The sequence below is a fragment of the Marinomonas shanghaiensis genome (assembly GCF_003259175.1).
GTDB lineage: Bacteria > Pseudomonadota > Gammaproteobacteria > Pseudomonadales > Marinomonadaceae > Marinomonas > Marinomonas shanghaiensis.
Window position 1 is genome coordinate 18,575 of record NZ_QGOK01000035.1, and the last position, 19,033, is coordinate 37,607.

Annotated in this window: 17 protein-coding genes; 5 read left to right on the top strand and 12 right to left on the bottom strand. The window is 45.7% G+C overall.

Annotation, left to right across the window (positions count from 1 at the left end):
- Nucleotides 1–101: 101 nt before the first annotated feature.
- From DKT73_RS19345 to DKT73_RS19355, 3 genes are read right to left on the bottom strand one after another with little or no spacing between them, the layout of a single operon-like run.
- Nucleotides 102–764 (bottom strand): YceH family protein, encoded by a 663-nt coding sequence (locus DKT73_RS19345; protein WP_111640163.1) that lies wholly within the window; start codon nt 762–764, stop codon nt 102–104.
- A 42-nt stretch (nt 765–806) separates the two neighbouring features.
- On the bottom strand, nt 807–1,598 hold the full coding sequence (locus tag DKT73_RS19350; RefSeq protein WP_111640164.1) for a sterol desaturase family protein: 792 nt from the start codon (nt 1,596–1,598) through the stop codon (nt 807–809).
- Nucleotides 1,595–2,749 carry a MalY/PatB family protein gene (locus tag DKT73_RS19355; protein ID WP_111640165.1) on the bottom strand — a complete coding sequence of 385 codons (1,155 nt, stop codon included), beginning with the start codon at nt 2,747–2,749 and terminating at the stop codon, nt 1,595–1,597. Before DKT73_RS19355 ends, DKT73_RS19350 begins: the two co-directional genes overlap by 4 nt.
- A 337-nt stretch (nt 2,750–3,086) precedes the next feature.
- Between DKT73_RS19355 and betI the strand changes: the two genes are divergently transcribed.
- The 4 genes from betI (at nt 3,087) to choV (ending at nt 6,884) form a co-directional block, all read left to right on the top strand.
- Nucleotides 3,087–3,674, top strand: a complete 588-nt coding sequence (betI, locus tag DKT73_RS19360) for a transcriptional regulator BetI (protein ID WP_111640166.1) — start codon at nt 3,087–3,089, stop codon at nt 3,672–3,674.
- A 153-nt stretch (nt 3,675–3,827) separates the two neighbouring features.
- The gene (locus DKT73_RS19365) at nt 3,828–4,760 is read left to right on the top strand and encodes a choline ABC transporter substrate-binding protein (protein WP_111640167.1); all 933 of its coding nucleotides are present in this window, start codon (nt 3,828–3,830) and stop codon (nt 4,758–4,760) included.
- Nucleotides 4,761–4,844: 84 nt separating this feature from the next.
- Nucleotides 4,845–5,690 (top strand): choline ABC transporter permease subunit, encoded by an 846-nt coding sequence (choW, locus tag DKT73_RS19370; RefSeq protein ID WP_111640168.1) that lies wholly within the window; start codon nt 4,845–4,847, stop codon nt 5,688–5,690.
- Between the two features lie 3 nt (nt 5,691–5,693).
- Nucleotides 5,694–6,884 carry a choline ABC transporter ATP-binding protein gene (choV, locus tag DKT73_RS19375; RefSeq protein ID WP_111640169.1) on the top strand — a complete coding sequence of 397 codons (1,191 nt, stop codon included), beginning with the start codon at nt 5,694–5,696 and terminating at the stop codon, nt 6,882–6,884.
- A 99-nt stretch (nt 6,885–6,983) separates the two neighbouring features.
- Here the strand turns inward: choV and DKT73_RS19380 are convergent, their stop codons facing one another.
- Nucleotides 6,984–8,321 carry a glutamine synthetase family protein gene (locus DKT73_RS19380; protein WP_111640170.1) on the bottom strand — a complete coding sequence of 446 codons (1,338 nt, stop codon included), beginning with the start codon at nt 8,319–8,321 and terminating at the stop codon, nt 6,984–6,986.
- Between the two features lie 199 nt (nt 8,322–8,520).
- On the opposite strand from DKT73_RS19380, the gene DKT73_RS19385 reads away from it, so the two are divergent.
- The gene (locus tag DKT73_RS19385; RefSeq protein WP_111640179.1) at nt 8,521–9,798 is read left to right on the top strand and encodes an NAD(P)/FAD-dependent oxidoreductase; all 1,278 of its coding nucleotides are present in this window, start codon (nt 8,521–8,523) and stop codon (nt 9,796–9,798) included.
- A 20-nt stretch (nt 9,799–9,818) separates the two neighbouring features.
- Here the strand turns inward: DKT73_RS19385 and DKT73_RS19390 are convergent, their stop codons facing one another.
- The 8 genes from DKT73_RS19390 to DKT73_RS19425 all read right to left on the bottom strand — a co-directional run bounded on the left by DKT73_RS19390 (nt 9,819) and on the right by DKT73_RS19425 (nt 18,904).
- The gene (locus DKT73_RS19390; protein WP_111640171.1) at nt 9,819–10,523 is read right to left on the bottom strand and encodes a glutamine amidotransferase-related protein; all 705 of its coding nucleotides are present in this window, start codon (nt 10,521–10,523) and stop codon (nt 9,819–9,821) included.
- Nucleotides 10,524–10,565: 42 nt separating this feature from the next.
- Nucleotides 10,566–11,384 carry an ABC transporter permease subunit gene (locus DKT73_RS19395; RefSeq protein WP_111640172.1) on the bottom strand — a complete coding sequence of 273 codons (819 nt, stop codon included), beginning with the start codon at nt 11,382–11,384 and terminating at the stop codon, nt 10,566–10,568.
- Nucleotides 11,381–12,313 (bottom strand): ABC transporter permease subunit, encoded by a 933-nt coding sequence (locus DKT73_RS19400; protein ID WP_111640173.1) that lies wholly within the window; start codon nt 12,311–12,313, stop codon nt 11,381–11,383. Before DKT73_RS19400 ends, DKT73_RS19395 begins: the two co-directional genes overlap by 4 nt.
- Nucleotides 12,313–13,467, bottom strand: coding sequence for an ABC transporter ATP-binding protein (locus DKT73_RS19405; RefSeq protein ID WP_111640174.1), 1,155 nt, complete (start codon nt 13,465–13,467; stop codon nt 12,313–12,315). Before DKT73_RS19405 ends, DKT73_RS19400 begins: the two co-directional genes overlap by 1 nt.
- A 66-nt stretch (nt 13,468–13,533) precedes the next feature.
- On the bottom strand, nt 13,534–14,619 hold the full coding sequence (locus DKT73_RS19410; protein ID WP_111640175.1) for a polyamine ABC transporter substrate-binding protein: 1,086 nt from the start codon (nt 14,617–14,619) through the stop codon (nt 13,534–13,536).
- A 53-nt stretch (nt 14,620–14,672) separates the two neighbouring features.
- Nucleotides 14,673–16,007 carry a glutamine synthetase family protein gene (locus DKT73_RS19415; RefSeq protein WP_111640176.1) on the bottom strand — a complete coding sequence of 445 codons (1,335 nt, stop codon included), beginning with the start codon at nt 16,005–16,007 and terminating at the stop codon, nt 14,673–14,675.
- A 103-nt stretch (nt 16,008–16,110) separates the two neighbouring features.
- Complete coding sequence (locus DKT73_RS19420) at nt 16,111–17,394, bottom strand: NAD(P)/FAD-dependent oxidoreductase (RefSeq protein WP_111640177.1); 1,284 nt, start codon at nt 17,392–17,394, stop codon at nt 16,111–16,113.
- Between the two features lie 22 nt (nt 17,395–17,416).
- Nucleotides 17,417–18,904: an aldehyde dehydrogenase gene (locus DKT73_RS19425; protein WP_111640178.1), complete on the bottom strand. Its 1,488-nt coding sequence runs from the start codon at nt 18,902–18,904 to the stop codon at nt 17,417–17,419.
- Nucleotides 18,905–19,033: the final 129 nt, after the last annotated feature.

Sequence of the window (19,033 nt, forward strand, 5' to 3'; positions counted from 1 at the left end):
AGCATTAGCTCCATTAATGTCCTAGCAATAAGACACACGTATCTATTACAAACTCACTAAAATAGCGCTAAAAAACGGACTAAGTTTGACGCTAAAAATGACTATAGTCCACTGGCATTTTCAAGCTCTTGGATACGCGCATTTAATGTCTCTACTTGCGCCTCCAATTCTACTATACGCGCTTTTAATCGCTCAGTGTGGTCATCGCTCTTATCTGTTAAGGATACATCACCCTGTAAAGGACGCTCAGACTCGCTACAGAAACATTCTTGATAACGTTGCTCACGCTTACCAGGCTCTCTTGGTAACGAACAAACATATGGCCCGCCCGTTTGCGTCTGCAGAGACTGCAAGGCTGAGGTCACTTCTTCTAACGATTGAAAGTTGTGTAAGCGCCCACTGCGCGAGCGTAACTCACCTGGTGTCTGAGCACCACGCAGAAAAAGCAAGGTCACGATGGCCGTCTGCGCTGGAGAGAATTGTAAATCTGAAAACTCCGTATTACAAAATCTATGTTGATATTTACTCACGCGACTGTGTGAACCGGTGATTTCCGTCACCAAACCACGCTCCACTAAAGCGTTCACTGCATCTTGTACGGCCAACTCAGACAATTGAGTGACTGGCTCGCGGTTGGACTTTTGATTGCAGGCATTCACTAAAGCATTCAAACTCAAGGGATATTGATCTGGCGTGGTAACCTCTTTTTCTAACAGACAACCAATCACACGCATTTCGATAAAACTTACTTGATGATAAATCATAAGACTCCCTAACCGCTTCCGTCTTTTTAGTTTTCTGTGTTGCTAGTTGCGATGTTTTAAAACGATCTTAAAAGGCATCAGCAATACTTCTTTGAACGACATAGGCTGATACGTTTTCGTATCAGGCAAACCTATTTTTAAGTGCTCATCACCGTCTAAGGCACATCCCCTTCTACTCATAAATAGGACATCCCAAACACTTAAGAAAAAACCAAAATTACTGTTTGCTTCAAGATTGTCTCTTGAATGATGTATGCGATGCATATCTGGCGTGACGAACAGTTTCTGAACGCTGTGCTCAATACTAACAGGCAACCTAGCGTTGGTGTGATTAAACATGGCAGATGCGTTCAATACAATATCGAACACCAATACCGCCTCTAAGGGAATGCCAAATACCCCTATAACCATGGCCTTAATGCAAAGAGAAAGTACGATTTCAAGAGGATGAAAACGCACCGCAGAGCTAACATCTAACTCAGGGTCTGAATGATGTACTCGGTGTATACGCCATAAAAACGTCACCCGATGAAACAATCTATGCTGCCAATAAATAACACAGTCCAGCAGCAAAATACTCAACAAAAAAATCAGCCAAAAAGGCAGTTCTAACAGCGAAAAAACACCCAATCCTTGGCTCAATAGCGCAACAATAGACAACAACAAAGGCTGAACGATTCGCACGCACGCGGCACCGATAAACAATAAAATAAGGTTATGCCGCCAGCGTTGGCGCCACTGAATCAGTGGCCCTCTGGGACGACGCCATTGCCATAACAGCAAGACGCTCAACACCCCAAGAAAGACAGCAAAACGCAAACTAAAGTCGATCACATAAAGCCTTGCACAATTAACGCCTCTTCGATACGCGTCAGCGCTTGATCAAGAACGGATTGGGGACAACCAAAGTTTAGGCGAATGTAATTAGGATTACCAAAATCTTTGCCATCAGAAATGCCCACCCCAGCGTCTAAAAAGAACTGATGAGGGTTTTCTAAGGACAACGCAGACACATCTATCCATGCAAGATAAGTCGCTTCCAAATGCAACATTTTCATGGGCGTCGTCGCGATTCTGCTGGCTAAAAAATCACGATTACGTTTCAAATACACCAATAATGCCTGATGCCAAGCTTGCCCGCCCTCATATGCGGCAATCGCGGCCGTCAACCCCAACATATTCGGCGATGGAATCAGGCCCGCTTTTTCTTGATTAAAGGCCTGACGCAAAACGGGGTTTTCGATCACCGCAAAAGCGTAGCCAAGACCCGCAATATTGAACGTTTTGCTGGGGGCCATTAAGGTAATCGTCCGGTTAGCCGCATCTGAATTCAGACTCGCGAAAGGCACATGAGGCACATCATCCAGAATCAAATCACAATGAATTTCATCGCTCACGACCACAAGATCGTACTTTTCAGCCAAGGCATGAATACGCAATAATTCAGCTTTAGTATAAACGCTGCCACCTGGATTGTGAGGATTGCATAAAAGAATCATCTTACTTTTAGGATTGGCACAGGCAGATTCAAATTGCACCATATCTGGCACCCATCGCCCATTTTCAACCTGCATATCCACCATCAATAAATCACGCTTTGCCGTCAAAGGTGCTTTGGTCAAATGATAATAAACCGGCCCCGGAACAACGATCCCCTCGCCTTCCTTTGAAAAGACTCGAACACTGAGATGCAGCGCACAAACCAAGCCGGGTAAATGCACGAGATGAGCACCAGAAACAGACCAATCATAACGACGTTTTAAATGGGATTGAATGGCCCCTACTAATGCCTTAGGCGTGTGCGTATAACCGTAAACACCCTCACTAACCCTTTGATTTAATGCTGTTTTAATACAATCAGGGGAATCGAAATCCATATCAGCAACCCACATAGGGATCACGTGTTGAGGGTATTTCGCCCATTTATCACTGCTCATATCTGTTCGGTCTATTAGGGTATCAAACACCGACAAAGAGACATCCATTAAACTACACTCCCATCATTCATTTGGCTTTATAATTAACACAATCTTAGCCATTAACTCCAGCCATAAATAACGCCAAGGAAACGAAAAAAACATTGAATGACATGAACCCTTTAAAAACAAAATAGAGTAAAAAATCCTCATTTCTTATCTTAAACCGACATAATACTAGATAAAAAAGACTGAAAAAAATTTTAAAAGCCTTAAATCCCTTTAAAATCAAAAGGTTAAATTAATTAGAGAACTAAGTTTTTGATTTGTCAAGGGTTGACCTAAATTACACAATCAGCCTAGTATAGTTTTCATTAAACGGCTGTTTAATAAAAAAGGATCCATAATGCCAAAAGTTGGAATGCCTGAAATACGTAAACCTCAGCTCATCGAGGCAGCCATAAAAGCCATAGACAAATACGGTTTCGCCGGGGCGACCGTCAGCGTGATTGGCAAAAAAGCGGGAGTTTCTCCGGCCATCATCAACCATTATTTCGGTGGTAAAGATGGCCTGTACGAAGCCACCATGCGAAGCCTGATTCGTGAATTTTTTGAGATTTTATCGAAAGAAGTCACAAAAACGAAAAACAAATCCGCTAAAAGTAAAGTAATGGCCATTGTTAGAGCCAGTTTTAGTCAGTCTCAAACACACCCCCAAGTCGTCAAAACTTGGATGGGGTTTTGGGCCTCAGCCATGCACACACCGTCCTTGTATCGCTTACAAAATGTTTACTCTAAGCGATTACAGTCCTCACTGGTGTGTGTGTTACGAGAAGAATTTGATATAAAAAAAGCACGCTGCATCGCATTGACCGTCGCCGCACTTATTGACGGAATGTGGTTACGAGGCTCGCTAGCAGGCGGCATAGATAAACAAGAATCGGCCGAACAGATACAGGCCTATTTAGACTTAGTGTTTCAGGATAGAACCTAAACACCGAAACACAAGATTAACATCCTACATTTTATTTTTAGGCAGCCTACAAACAAACACGCTGCACAACGCTTTAGGAGTTCACGCTCAGTGCCAACACCAGGCACTGTATTTGCTCATTGATTTTGAGTTCAATAGAAAGAGGGTATGGGTATGAATAAACTAAAAAAGACCGCTATCGCCGTTAGTATCGCCAGTATTTCTGGATTAACTGTGGCAGCGGAATGCTCCACGGTTCGATTTTCCGATGTTGGCTGGACAGACATTACGGCGACAACGGCCGTGGTTAGTGAAATCAGCAAAGGCCTAGGCTACGAGACAAAAACACAATTATTGTCCGTTCCAGTGACTTATACGTCACTTGCGAATGGTGACATTGATATTTTTCTAGGCAACTGGATGCCGACGATGCAAGCCGACATCGAACCCTATCTAAAAGCAGGCACCGTCGAAGACCTAGGCCCTAACCTAGTCGGCGCAAAATACACTTTAGCCGTAAGTAAATCTGCCTATGACGCGGGTGTGACGGACTTTTCAGACATTGCAAAATTTCGCAAAGAATTCTCCGGCCGTATCTATGGTATCGAACCTGGCAATGACGGCAATCGCATTATTCAGGACATGATAGACTCAAATGCTTTCAATTTAGGCGACTTTCAATTGGTTGAATCCAGTGAAGCTGGCATGCTTTCTCAGGTTAGCCGTAACGCACGCCGTGATAAATGGATTGCCTTTCTAGGTTGGGCGCCACACCCAATGAACGCCAATTTTGACATGGAATACTTATCAGGCGGAGACGATTTCTTTGGCCCTAACTTTGGCGGTGCCAACGTGCACACCAACGTTCGAAAAGGTTACCTTCAGGAATGCCCGAATGTCGGCAAGCTACTGACCAACCTGACTTTCTCCTTACCGATGGAAAACGAAATCATGGGTGCCATTTTAGACGATGGCAAAAAACCGGATCTCGCAGCGAAAGAATGGTTAAAAGCCAACCCTGACGTACTCAACACCTGGCTTGAAGGCGTCACTACAACCTCTGGTGGCAACGGCCTAAGCGCTGTGAAATCACACCTAGGTCTGTAATCATTTTTTCTACCAGCACTTACTCACACCCTACGCAACACACTCTGCGTAGGGTGCTTCATCGAACTATCGGAGAACACACATATGAATTGGCTGACGGATAATAAAATCCCTCTTGGCGCTTGGATGGAAAGCTTTGTCGATTGGCTAGTTTCAGCGGCTTCCGTATTCTTTGACTTCATTTCTATTACACTTGAAACCATCATTTATACACTAGTGGACGCTATTTTATGGGCACATCCACTGGCAGTTATTGCCGTCATTTTAATCGGTGTCTGGTTCTTGCATCGCAATATTGGGTTGCTCGTGTTTATTGCAGCTTCTTTTCTACTGATCATTAATATGGGCTACTGGATCGAAACCATCCAAACCCTTGTACTGGTTGTCACAGCCACCACAATCAGTGTCTTAATTGGTGTACCAATTGGTATTGCGGCAGCGCATCGCCCTTGGCTGTACACCATGTTACGTCCGATTCTCGACTTAATGCAGACAATACCGACTTTCGTCTACCTGATTCCAACACTGATTCTTTTTGGCCTAGGGTATGTGCCTGGCCTAATCTCCACCATTATCTTCGCCATCGCCGCGCCGATCCGTTTAACTTACCTAGGCGTTAGCAAGGTTCCCAGTGAATTAATTGAAGCGGGATTAGCGTTTGGTTGCACAAAATCCAAACTCCTCTACAAGGTCGAACTGCCTGCGGCCATGCCTAACATCATGGCCGGTATTACCCAATGTATCATGCTGTCACTTTCAATGGTGGTGGTCGCCGCTCTTGTGGGAGCAGACGGCCTTGGAAAACCCGTTATTAGAGCACTAAACACCGTTAACATTTCCCAAGGTTTTGAAGCAGGTGTTGCCATTGTATTGGTTGCCATCATGCTAGACCGCATTTGTAAATCACCAGCAACGAAAAACGAGGGATAACTTATGGCTGTTGTAAAAATTGAGAACGTTGATATCGTCTTTGGTGACAATAAAGCAAAAACACTTCCACTGATGGACAAAGGCCATACCAGAGACCAAATCCTCGGTATGACAGGCGATGTAGTTGGGGTACAAAACGCCAACATCGAAGTAAATGAAGGTGAAATTTGTGTCCTTATGGGCTTATCTGGATCCGGTAAATCTACCCTGCTTCGCGCAGTTAACGGTTTAAATAAAATTGCCCGTGGCCGTTGTTTGGTGAGAGACGGTGACAGTATGGTCGACATGGCGAAATGCGATGATACAACGCTGCGTCATATGCGAACTCGTCGTGTCTCCATGGTCTTTCAAAGCTTTGCCCTAATGCCATGGTTAACCGTATTAGAAAATGTCGCTTTCGGTTTAGAAATGCAAGGCATGCCCAAAGCGGAGCGACTCAAAAAAGCACGCGAACAACTGAAAATGGTCAGTCTCGATAAATGGGCGGACAAAAAGCCAGACGAACTGTCTGGTGGTATGCGCCAGCGCGTCGGATTAGCAAGAGCCTTTGCTATGGATACCGACGTACTACTGATGGATGAACCTTTCTCTGCACTGGACCCATTGATTCGCTCACAGCTACAGGACGAATTGATTGAGCTACAAAAACGTCTCAACAAAACCATCATCTTCGTAAGCCATGATTTGGACGAAGCCCTCAAGATTGGCAGCAAAATCGCCATCATGGAGTCCGCTAGAATCATCCAAGAGGACACACCAGAGCAAATCGTATTAAACCCAGCGACTGACTACGTAGAACGGTTTGTTGCCCACACCAACCCTCTCAACGTGCTGTGTGGCAATTCTTTAATGACACCGCTGGCACAACTGGCCGTTAAAGACGAACGCCTATCCGTTACCGATGATGTGTGGCTCACATTAGAAAATGGAAAAATAGCGTCGGTACAAGGACCAAAAGGCGAGATCCCAACCGCCCGCTGGACACCCGAAACCATCCTTGCCAATGTGCCTGAAAACACCGTTTTCATTGTACCTGCCAACATCCCCATGCGAGATGCTGTAGAACTGCGTTACCACTCAAACATGTTCATGGTATTAGAAGACAAAGAGCAATGTATCGGTATATTGAACGACCATAATTTTTACCACGCACTGCTGGGTAAACACTTTGGACGTGAAGAAGCGGCAGCCTAACGATTCGCTCTTGATGGCATACAAATAAAACGTCCCCCAAACAAAAAGGCCAGATGCTTAACATCTGGCCTTTTTCGTTCAGTCGACGCATTCAAACCATCATACGTTGAGCAGTAGATGTTCCCGTTCCCAAGAACTGATTACTCGGTTAAAGGTTTCAAACTCGCTGCGTTTGACGCCCATGAAGGCTTTAACAAAATGCTCGCCCATAATGTCACAAAGTGGCTGGCATTCTTCAAGCAGACGCAACCCTTCTTCTAAGGTTCGCGCGATTTCCACTTCTTCCGAAGGTGGTGTTTTGCCTTCAACCGGTTCGGTTGGCTGTAATTGCTGTTTAATACCAAGATAACCACAAGCCAAGGTCGCAGCAATTGCCAAGTAAGGATTGCAATCAGCGCCAGGGAAACGGTTTTCAATGCGTGTCCCTTCCGGTGCTGAAAACGGAATTCGCAATCCGGCCGTACGGTTATCAAACCCCCATTGCATATTAATGGGCGCCGCCATTTCAGGCGAAAAACGCCGATAGGAATTCACATTAGGAGCAAAAAAACTAATCGCGTTGGGTGTGTATTTTTGCAAGCCCCCTAAGTAGTTGTAAAACAAGTCACTGGGGCTGCCGTTGTTATCAAATAAATTTTTGCCGGTTTTACTGTCCACCAAGCTTTGATGAATATGCATAGCACTGCCTGGCTCATGTTGCATCGGCTTAGCCATAAAAGTCGCGTACATACCGTGCTTCATCGCAGCTTCTCGTAACGTGCGCTTGAAGACAAACACTTGATCAGCCAAGTCCAGTGGGTCGCCATGAATAAAGTTGATCTCCATCTGTGCGGCGCCAGACTCATGAATCAAGGTATCCACATCCAAACCTTGTGCCTCGCAATAACTGTAAAGCGTATCAATCACAGGATTAAACTCGTTTACGGCATCAATGCTATAAGAGCGACGTGACGTTTCTCGTTTTCCTGAACGCCCTACCGCCGGTTTTAATTCATAATCAGGATCGGTGTTTGGATCGATCAGATAAAACTCTACCTCAGGCGCAATAACCGGTGTGATGCCTTCTTTTGCATACAAGGCAAGAATATTGCGTAAAATTGTCCGACTCGATAAAGGATGCAACTGGCCACTTTTGTCGTAACAATCATTGATGATTTGTGCTGTTGGCTCATCCGCCCAAGGAACCAAGCGAAAAGTATTTGGGTCCGGATGCAATTCCATGTCTCGGTCACTGGCGTCCACCAGCTCATAATGGTTATCAGCCCAATCCCCCGTCACACTTTGCACAAGTATGGTTTCAGGAATACGCCCAAACAATTCTGCTAAAAATTTATACGTTGGGTAAAACTTACCACGAGCGTTGCCAGTCATGTCCGCCAACGTAGACTCGATTTCAGTAATAGAATGTTCTTTCAAAAAAGCTTCAAACTCTGTCATAACCCACCTTATGCTACCTGCCTTTTTAGGATACTGAGCCAAAATATTACGTCTTGCGATCTTACTCTATTGCTCTATCATTCACACTAAACGGGCGTGATTTTAGCTTACTGCCTGAAAGTGACGAACCATAAAGCCAATCTATCGCTTTAAGAATCGTCTAATCATACCGAGTTTTTTTCTCATGGGGAGACAAAGTTTGAACTCACGCCCAGCCTCTTACTATGCAGCAAGCGCCAATAGACAACCCGAACACCCTTCTCTACTGGGCGAGCAAGACACCGATATATGTATTATTGGTGGGGGTTTTACAGGTGTCTCTGCGGCGCTTCATCTTGCTGAAGCAGGCTTCAACGTCTGCCTAGTTGAAGCCAATACCATTGGTTGGGGGGCTTCTGGTCGAAACGGTGGTCAACTCTGCCAAGGCCATAACATGAGCCATGACACCATGGTCAAACAAGTCGGCAAACACATAGCCAATCAACTTTGGCAAAGCTCTGTCGATTCCGTTGCCTTAGTCAAAGACCTGATCAAACGCCATGACATAGAATGCGACCTAAACGATGGCGTTTTACATGTCGCCAGTAAACGCCGCCACGCCGAAGACTTTAAAAGCGCCGTTGAATACAAAAAAACGCAATTAGACTACCAAGACGTGGACTATCTTAATGCAGAAGAAGTGTCGACTTTGCTTGGCACTGAGCACTTTTACGGTGGTGAACTCTATCGAGATGGCGCCCACCTTCATCCGCTCAACTTTGTCTTAGGCATGGCAGAAGCCGCGACTCGTCAGGGGGCAACCCTCTATGAAAATTCAGCCGTTCTATCCTATCAAACAGGAGAAAGACCTGAAGTGGTGACCGAACACGGCAAAATACGCTGTCGCTACCTGCTCTTCGCCTGTAATGGTTACCTAGGCAAACTTAACCATTCGGCCGCCAAAAAAATCATGCCGATTAATAACTTCATCATAGCAACCGAACCATTAAGCGATGACCTTGCTAACCGCATCAATCCAAAACGTTTGGCCGTCGCGAATTCACAATTTGTGGTGGACTATTTTAGACTGTCGGCCGACAACCGCTTACTGTGGGGCGGTGGCGAAAACTACCGTCAACGCTTTCCTAGCGACATCACAGGTTTTGTCAAAAAACACATGCTCAAAGTGTATCCTGAATTGTCTGACCACAAGATAGATTATGCATGGGGCGGCACGTTAGCCATCACACTAAACCGTATGCCGCATATCGCTAGACAAGCGTCCAATGTGTTTGTCGCACAAGGTTATTCTGGACACGGTGTGGCACTGGCCACTTATGCAGGAGCCTTATTTGCTAACGCGGTGCAAGGCTCATTAGAAGGCATAGATGCGTTTGAGCGCCTGCCGATGAAAGACTTCCCCGGCGGCACTCTTTTGCGTTGGCCGGGGCTGGTCGCTGGTATGCTGTATTATTCAACGCTGGATAAACTCCCTTAAATACAAGCGTTGTCTTCACATTATTGCTTTAAAAACTGACCAATCCAGGTCATTAATTGCGACGATTGAATGTCACTGCTCACAAGAGACGAACGGGCAAGCAAAGCTTGTTCGTGCGTTAATTGCTGACCATCGTATAAATCAATCAGGGCTTTTTCATACACTTTGGAAAATTCAGGATGGCCCTGGAACGTCAAAATGTGCTGGTCATAAAGCAAACCGGCGTTTTCACAAAAATCGGAACGCAAGATGACCCGCGCTCGCGTTGGTTTTTCAACCACCTGATCCTGATGAAAAGCGCACAAAGCCAATTCTTCTGCCTCTGGCAACACAGGCAAAGACTCACAGACTGTATAGTGATGTACGCCCACTCCCCAGCCGCCTTGATATTTCTCAACGCGTCCCCCCAATGCCCGAGCAATAACCTGATGACCAAAGCAAATCCCTACCAGAGGTCGCTGAATTTGATCGATCTTCTGAATCAAATCGCATAAGCGCAGAATCCACGCGTCATCGGCATACGCATCGGCCTTAGACCCAGTAATCAACCAAGCGTCACATTCTTGAGCATCATGAGGAAACACACCTAGACGCACATCATAAGTAACAAAGTCGAGATCCCTTTGCATGTTACCAAGCTGTTCAGCAAACATATTCGCATAGGTTGGAAATTCACCCAGCAAAGTGTCAGGGGTAATACCCGCCGCAAGAATACCTATTTTCATTCATTTGTCCTTAAACCACGGTTTCTCAATGAAAGCCGTATACTACTTATTAACATCGTTATAACGACTTTGTCTGTGCAAAATCACTATCGCTGCGATCACGGCAATCGACACAGCCACAATCATTAATGTGGCCAGCGCGTTCACCTCTGGGGTCACACCTAGGCGAACTTTTGAAAAAATTACCATTGGCAAGGTGCTGTTACCCGGACCCGAGACAAAGCTGGCAATAACCAGATCGTCCAAAGACAAGGTAAAAGACAGCAACCAACCCGAAATAATCGCCGGAGCAATCAAAGGCAAAGTGATCAGAAAAAACAACGATGCCGGTTTCGCCCCTAAATCCATGGCCGCTTCTTCTAGGGTTTCATCTAAGGACGCAAGGCGCGACTGCACCACAACGGCCACATAAGCCAAACAAAAGGTTGTATGAGCAATCACAATGGTCATCACACCACGTCCTGCTGGCCAACCAAACATGTTTTCCAACGACACAAACAGCAGCAGTAAAGACAAACCTGTGATCACTTCAGGCATCACCAACGGTGCGGTTACCCAACCCGTTAGCATGGCTTTGCCAACAAATTTGCGCATTCGACTCAATACGAAACCCGCCACAGTACCTAATACAGACGCCAAGGTGGCACTGATAAAGGCAATCTTTAAACTTACCCAAGCTGCGCTCATAATCTGTTCATTTCGAAACAGCTCTGCGTACCACTTTAATGACCAGCCGCCCCATACCGTGACCAGTTTCGAGTCATTAAAACTGTACACAATCATGGCAATAATCGGTGCATACAAAAACACAAAACCCGCACCAGACATAAATTTTAAGGTCAAAGAATTACCCTGTTTCATTCGACCTCCTTATTGCTATTGCGCACATACATAATCGGACCCACTAAGACAATCAACATCATCACAGCGACAGCCGACGCCATAGGCCAATCACGATTTTGGAAGAATTCATCCCATAATACACGACCAATCATTAAGGTATCGGACCCACCCAACAACGCAGGAATCACATATTCACCAACCGCCGGGATAAACACCAACAAACAACCCGCAATAATGCCCGTCTTCGCCAACGGCAAGGTTATCAAGAAAAAAGATTGATATGGTTTAGCCCCCAAATCCTGAGCCGCATCAATGAGGTTCAAATCCATTTTTTCTAACGAAGTATAAAGAGGCAGAATCATAAAAGGCAGATAGGTATATACAATGCCCAAATACACCGCAAACTCGGTCTGTAATATTTGCAAAGGCTGATCAATGATGCCTATCGCCATCAAAACATCATTCACCAAGCCATCTTTTCTCAGCAGTACCATCCAAGCGTATACACGCAACAAAAAGGACGTCCAAAACGGCAAAATCACCAAAGCCAACAATATAATGCGCTTCGTAGGGCCGCTACGCGCAATCAAATACGCAATCGGAAAACCAATCAACAAGGCAAAAAACGTCGAGATGGCAGCAATTTTTAACGAGCTTAAATACGCGTCCAAATAGAAACGCGACTCGAAAAGATACAGGTAATTACCAAAGTTAATCTTAAAGGTAAGATAAGCACTGCTCGAATCCCATTGTAATAAAGGCGAATACGGTGGAATGGCAATCACCGCTTCCGCGAGCGATATTTTAAATACCACCAAAAAGGGGATAAAGAAAAACGCCGCCAACCATAACATGGGAACCAAAATAACCGCCGCACGTCCGAGGCGAAGCTCAGACAAGCGCCAAGCGAAACGGCGTGTTTTCTTGTCTATTGTCGTCTCACTCATCATGACATCAATACCACGCAGCTGTCCGCGTCCCAAGAAAGATACACCTTATCTTCCCATGTCAGGCGACTGCCCATTTCACGAGAAACGTTAGGCTGAGTGATACGCAGTTCTTTACCAGAAGCAAGACGCACCTTAAACACAGACTGACTTCCCATGTAAGCCACATCAGAAATAATACCCGTGGCACCATTTACTTCGATGTCTACAGGCTCACGGCTGATATAAATTTTTTCAGGTCGAATGGCCACGCTGACTTCTTGATTAGGCGCACAACTGATGCCGTGATCCACTTGCAGCAAGGCATCTAAGTCTGGGCTTTGAATCGACACACTATCACGCTCGTCTTCCACAACCGTACCGTCAAAAAGGTTCACATTGCCAATGAACTCGGCTACAAAACGACTTTTTGGATACTCATAAACCTCATGAGGCTCAGCGGTCTGAACTATTTCGCCGTTGTTCATCACACCAATACGCGTTGCCAAGGTCATGGCTTCTTCTTGGTCATGAGTCACCACCACAAAGGTAATGCCCAATTCATCTTGTAAACGCATCAGTTCAAACTGAGTTTCCTCACGGAGCTTTTTATCCAGTGCACCTAACGGCTCGTCCAAAAGCAATAATTTTGGGCGCTTAACCAAAGCACGTGCCAAGGCCACACGCTGACGCTGACCACCCGACAACATATGAGGCTTACGCTTAGCAAGGTGACCGAGCTGCACCATGTTCAAAATCTCAGCCACTCGCTTGTTTACTTCTGGGCTCTTTATTCCTTCTCGTTTTAAGCCAAACGCCACATTGGCTTCAACCGATAAATGCGGGAACAAAGCATAAGACTGGAACATCATATTGACCGGACGCTCCCAAGGTGGGATGCCCGTCATATCCACACCATCAATTAAAATACGACCCGATGTAGGCTCTTCAAATCCAGCCAACATTCGCAATAAGGTACTTTTCCCTGAACCAGAACCACCCAATAAGCAAAAAAGCTCATTTCGATAAATATCTAAGGACACGGAATTCACCGCGGTAAACTGACCAAACTGCTTGGTAATTTGTTCAATTTGCACAAAAGGTTTTGCGTCTTGTTGACGCCATGTCGGCACAGATTTCGTCTGTACAGCAGAGGGATTGGGAAAAGCAGACATAACCTACGACCTATCAAAATGAGCGAGAAAAAATAGCGGAGCCAGAAAGCTCCGCCGATGCGTCGACTAACGACCCGTTTTAATGTTAGTCCATGCACGCGTTAAAGAGCGATCAAAACGCGCAGTGTGAGCCACTTGCACATAAAGCTTATCCTTCACCGCTTGGGTAGGATAAATGCCCTTATTCGATAGAATTGCTTCATCTAACAATGGCTCAGCGGCTTTATTGGGCACGGCATAATACACATAGTTAGAAATAGAAGCAGCTACTTCAGGACGTAAAATATAATCAATAAACGCCAACGCCGCTTCAGGATGTGGCGCATCCGCTGGTACGGCCATTAAATCAAACCACACCAAGGTTCCTTCTTTTGGAATCGAATAATTGATCTCAATACCTTGTCCGGCCTCTTCGGCACGACCTTGTGATTGCAGAATGTCTCCGTTGTAACCTACCGCCACACAGATTTCGCCGTTGGCTAAATCGGAAATATAAGTACTAGAGTGGAAATATTTGATGTTTTGACGCGCCTCAGTCATCAATTTCGCTGACGCCGTTAATTCATCCGCATCCTCTGAATTCGGATCTACGCCACGATAATTATGCACAATAGACATAATTTCCGCTGGTGAATCCAACACAGCAATACCACAGTCTTTTAGCTTAGCGGCAATGCTAGGGTTAAATAACACATCCCATGAATCCAATTCCGTAGTGCCTAATCGCTCTTCGATCATCTTAGTATTGTAACCAATACCAATCGTTCCCCAGGCATAAGGAATATTGTGCTGATTGCCAGCATCATGCTTTTCGATCTGCTTGAGCAACGTAGCGTCTAAATTGCCCACATTACTTAGCTTACTCTTGTCTATCGTCTGATAAACACCGGCTTTCACTTGGCGCTCAAAAAAAGAATTTGATGGCATCACCACATCGTAACCAGAACCACCAGCCATCATTTTGGCTTCTAATGCTTCGTTACTGTCATACACATCATAATTCACCTTAATGCCGGTCTCAGCGGTGAATTGCTCTAAAGTACCTGGTGCCATATAGTCGGACCAGTTGTAAATATTAACCACTTGCTCTGCAGAAACCGTTGCAGAGCCAGCCGCGCATGCGAGCATTAAACCAAGTGTTCTCTTTTTCATTGAGGGATCTCCCAATCAGCTAATAAAATTGGCCGGAGCCTATTACAACCCTTTTATAGATATGCTTCGTATTCCACATCAGAGATACGACCATAGATTTTTTCCTGCTCTTGCTCTTTCACAGCAGTAAACACTCTGACAAAGGTTTCTCCTAAATACTCACGCATAAATGCGCTGTCTTTAAAGGCTTCCGTTGCCGTTTCCCAACGATTAGGCAATGCCTTATATCGCTCAGAAAGCGAATAAGCATCGCCTTCTATTGGCTGAGGCGGCAACATATTGGCTTCAATACCATGCAATGCCGCACCCAATATCGCTGCTAACACAAGATACGGATTCGCATCCGCGCCAGCAACACGATGCTCTATGCGACGCGCTTCGTTCTCGCTGTCCGGTATGCGCACCGCGACGGTTCGGTTCTCATAACCCCAACTTGCAAAAGTTGGCGCATGAGCACCATTTTGAAAACGACGATAAGAGTTCATATGCGGCGCAAAAACCAACATAGACTCAGGCATATGATTTAGCAGACCAGCGACCGCTTTTTGCATCATCAATGAGCCATCTTCATCACCGCTATCAAATACATTATTGCCCGCTTCATCCAATAAACTAAAGTGCACGTGCATGCCGCTGCCGCTTTTATTGGCATACGGTTTTGCCATAAAAGTGGCCCCTAAATCATTGCGTCGAGCCACCCCTTTAATCAAACGTTTAAAGAGAATCGCATGGTCGGCGGATAATACTGCGTCATTCGTGTGTTGCATATTAATTTCGAACTGCCCAGGCCCCAATTCGGAAACAATGGTATCCGCTGGGATATCTTGCGCCTCACAGGCTTCACGAACTTCAGTAAAAAACCCCTCTAAACCGTCCATTTCATCAATCGAATAACAGTCAATTTCACTCAAACGACGACCGTTACCTTCGTTAATAATCGGCTCTTCTGGACGGCGTTTAAACTCCGACTCACCATCCAGCAAATAAAACTCCAACTCGGTTGCCACCACAGGCGTTAGCCCAAGCGCTTTATAACGCTCAACAATACGTACCAATATCTGGCGTGGATCAGGATAAAAAGGCGAACCGTCCATATTGTGCATCATTGCCAAAACTTGTCCACGAGGAGACTCGGCCCATGGCACAGAAGTCGGCTCATCATAAACAGGTAAACAAATACCATCTGTATCCCCTGTTTCAAAAACCAATCCGTTTCCCAGAACATCATCGCCCCAGTTATCAAAACCAATCACCGATTGCGGTAATTTCACCCCCTGAGTCATCACACTATCAAGCCCGCTTGCTGGGATACGTTTACCTCGTAGATTGCCGTTTAAATCCGCAATAAATAAATCAAACTCTTTATTCCCTTCATACATTTCCGACATACAACATACTCTTTTAAAAAGGGGAGAACGCCAAAAACCAGTGTTGAACAGACGCTTTTCCACGATGTCACCCACCTTCATCGAACAAAAGCGTTAAAAAGTGTTAGATACCCAGCTTATCTCTCAGGCTGTAATACATGGCCCCCATGGCAGTATAAGGTACACGCAGAAAACGACCGCCTGGAAAAGGGTATTGCGGCATACTGGCAAACACATCAAAACGTGATGTATTTCCTTCGATAGCATCCGCCAAAATCTCACCCATCAAATGCGAATTGGTTACCCCATGACCTGAGTACCCTTGCGCGTAATACAAATTTTCACCCACTCGCCCCACTTGCGGCATACGCATCATGGTCAGTAAAAAATTTCCCGTCCAAGCAAAATCAATCTTCACTTCTTTAAGCATAGGATAGGTTTTTAGCATTTTGGCGCCAATAATGGATTCAATTTTTGACGGTTCGCGAGCACCGTAAGTCGTACCGCCACCATAAATCAAACGCCCATCACCCGATAGACGATAATAATCCAGCAGATAATTACCGTCTTCAACACAGTGATCTGTGGGTAAAAGTTGTTTCTGTAAAGCGTCAGAAAGTGGTTCCGTCGCAATCACCTGAGTACCGCAAGGCATGGATTTTTTTTCTACCTCAGGGAGCAAACCAAACACATAGGCATTCCCCGCCACCACGAGCGTATTAGCGACCACAACCCCTTCTGCCGTGATAGCTTTAATCGGCTTACCATGCTCAATTCGAATCACTTTCGAATCCTCATAGATCACCCCGCCTAAGGATTCAAACGCCCGTGCTTGGCCTAAAACCAAATTCAACGGCTGAATATGGCCACCCAATGAATCCAATAAGCCCCCCACATAACGTTCGGAACCAATATGATCTTGGATGCCAGTGGCCGACAGCAGCGTCAAACCTTCATGACCATGGGCTTCCCACAGGGCTTTTTTGGCTTTTAGCCCTTCAAATTGCTTAGCATTACAGGCGGCAAAGATATTGCCAGGTTTGAGGTCACAGTCGATACCATAACGCTCAACACGCTGACGAATCAGAGCTTGACCCGAAAACGCCATTGCAGCCATTTTTTGGCCAATTTCTTCACCGTATTGCTGGGTAATATAGTCAATATCGCGGTTAAAGCTATTTACAATCTGGCCACCATTTCGGCCAGAGGCGCCAAAACCAATGCGGCTGCCTTCTAAAACCACCACCTTTTTGCCTTTTTCCGCCAAGCTTAAAGCCGTTGAAATACCGGTAAATCCAGCACCGATAACACACACATCAAAACGTTGCTCACCACTCAGTTTCGGGCGCAACACTTTATCGTTAGCAGAATCAGCGTAATACGAGTTCACATGAGTCGGTACAGACATAAATGAAGTACTCCTTTAAACATCAAAGACGAATCCAAGTATTCTTAATCTCAGTGTATTTTTCCAATGCGTGCCACGATTTATCGCGACCATTTCCAGACGCTTTCACGCCCCCAAACGGCACAGTGGTGTCCCCATCTCCCCAAGTGTTTACCCATACCATGCCCGACTCTAACCGTCGGCTCACTCGATGCGCACGCGATAAATCGTTCGTCCAAATAGCGGCACCCAAGCCATATTTAGAATCATTCGCCAACGCAATGGCTTCTTCTTCAGTATCAAAGCTCATCACAGCAAGGACTGGGCCAAAAATTTCTTCCTGTACAAAGCGCATCTGATGATTCGCCTCAGAAAAAATCGTTGGTGACATAAAAAACCCTTGGCCTGTTTGATATTCAGGCACGCCACCCAGCTCTAACTTCGCGCCTTCCTCTATGGCACTTTGAATAAAGCCTGACACGACCTCAAATTGATTTTTATCCACCAGAGGCCCCATTTTGGTGCTTGGATTAAGTGGATCGCCAGGAACGTACTCACGAGCTGCCTTCAACAGCTCAGTCATAAATGCGTCTTTAATACTGTGGTGAACATACAAACGCGAGCAGGCAATACACACTTCCCCTTGATTGGTAAAAATGGCGGTAGCAGCACCTTTCGCTGCCGCCTTGATGTCTTTACAGTCATCAAACACCAAACAGGGGGACTTCCCGCCCGCTTCTAACCAAACGCGTTTCATATTCGATTGTCCCGCGTACTGCATCAGCATCCCAGCGACACGACTGGAACCCGTAAATGCCAAGGTCCCCACACCATGATGAAGCGCCAGCGCCTTGCCTGCAGTATGACCAAAACCGGGCAGCACATTAAACACCCCATCTGGTACACCCGCCTGCGTGGCTAACTGCGCAATTCTTAGCGCACTCAGCGGTGACTTCTCAGACGGTTTTAAAATAATGCTGTTGCCTGCGGCTAACGCTGGTGCGATTTTCCACATCACCATCATTAGAGGATAGTTCCAAGGGGTAATAATCGCCACGACACCTAATGGTTCACGGCTAATTAAAGCCAAGTTTTGTGAATTTGTGGGGGCAATTTCACCATACAACTTATCAATGCACTCGGCAGACCAACGCAAACAATCCAACGAATCTGGCACATCAATATTCACCATTTCACTGATGGATTTCCCCATGTCTAGAGTATCTATGAGCGCCAATTCGTCTTGATGCTGTTCAAGCAAATCTGCCCATTTTTGCAATATTCGTTTGCGCTTTCCTGGCGCCATCTCAGACCACACACCAGATCGAAAACTGGTTTGCGCAGCCATGACGGCTAAATCCACATCCGCCGCATCACAACTGGCAACTTGGGCTAACAAAGACTCATCGGAAGGATTAATGCAATCAAAGGTCTCGCCACTCTGCGCGGCAGCAAACGCCCCATTGATATACGCTTGATTTGGCAATACAAGGCTAGATCGTAACGCCTGCCACTCTTGATAAGTTTTCATTATTTAGATCCTTTCATTAACACGCAAAGAAACGCTCTCATTAAGTTATCGCTGAAACCTGCTGACTTGGCAACCACTCTGACGAATACTTATGTTACAACAACTCACCTGTAGGTCGGTCTTCAGGCC

Excerpts from the sequence above, each read along its gene's own strand:
- DKT73_RS19345 (WP_111640163.1), bottom strand. The coding sequence starts at position 764 with ATGATTTATCATCAAGTAAGTTTTATCGAAATGCGTGTGATTGGTTGT.
- DKT73_RS19355 (WP_111640165.1), bottom strand. The coding sequence starts at position 2,749 with ATGGATGTCTCTTTGTCGGTGTTTGATACCCTAATAGACCGAACAGAT.
- betI (WP_111640166.1), top strand. The coding sequence starts at position 3,087 with ATGCCAAAAGTTGGAATGCCTGAAATACGTAAACCTCAGCTCATCGAG.
- DKT73_RS19365 (WP_111640167.1), top strand. The coding sequence starts at position 3,828 with ATGAATAAACTAAAAAAGACCGCTATCGCCGTTAGTATCGCCAGTATT.
- choW (WP_111640168.1), top strand. The coding sequence starts at position 4,845 with ATGAATTGGCTGACGGATAATAAAATCCCTCTTGGCGCTTGGATGGAA.
- choV (WP_111640169.1), top strand. The coding sequence starts at position 5,694 with ATGGCTGTTGTAAAAATTGAGAACGTTGATATCGTCTTTGGTGACAAT.
- DKT73_RS19380 (WP_111640170.1), bottom strand. The coding sequence starts at position 8,321 with ATGACAGAGTTTGAAGCTTTTTTGAAAGAACATTCTATTACTGAAATC.
- DKT73_RS19390 (WP_111640171.1), bottom strand. The coding sequence starts at position 10,523 with ATGAAAATAGGTATTCTTGCGGCGGGTATTACCCCTGACACTTTGCTG.
- DKT73_RS19395 (WP_111640172.1), bottom strand. The coding sequence starts at position 11,384 with ATGAAACAGGGTAATTCTTTGACCTTAAAATTTATGTCTGGTGCGGGT.
- DKT73_RS19400 (WP_111640173.1), bottom strand. The coding sequence starts at position 12,313 with ATGAGTGAGACGACAATAGACAAGAAAACACGCCGTTTCGCTTGGCGC.
- DKT73_RS19405 (WP_111640174.1), bottom strand. The coding sequence starts at position 13,467 with ATGTCTGCTTTTCCCAATCCCTCTGCTGTACAGACGAAATCTGTGCCG.
- DKT73_RS19410 (WP_111640175.1), bottom strand. The coding sequence starts at position 14,619 with ATGAAAAAGAGAACACTTGGTTTAATGCTCGCATGCGCGGCTGGCTCT.
- DKT73_RS19415 (WP_111640176.1), bottom strand. The coding sequence starts at position 16,007 with ATGTCGGAAATGTATGAAGGGAATAAAGAGTTTGATTTATTTATTGCG.
- DKT73_RS19420 (WP_111640177.1), bottom strand. The coding sequence starts at position 17,394 with ATGTCTGTACCGACTCATGTGAACTCGTATTACGCTGATTCTGCTAAC.
- DKT73_RS19425 (WP_111640178.1), bottom strand. The coding sequence starts at position 18,904 with ATGAAAACTTATCAAGAGTGGCAGGCGTTACGATCTAGCCTTGTATTG.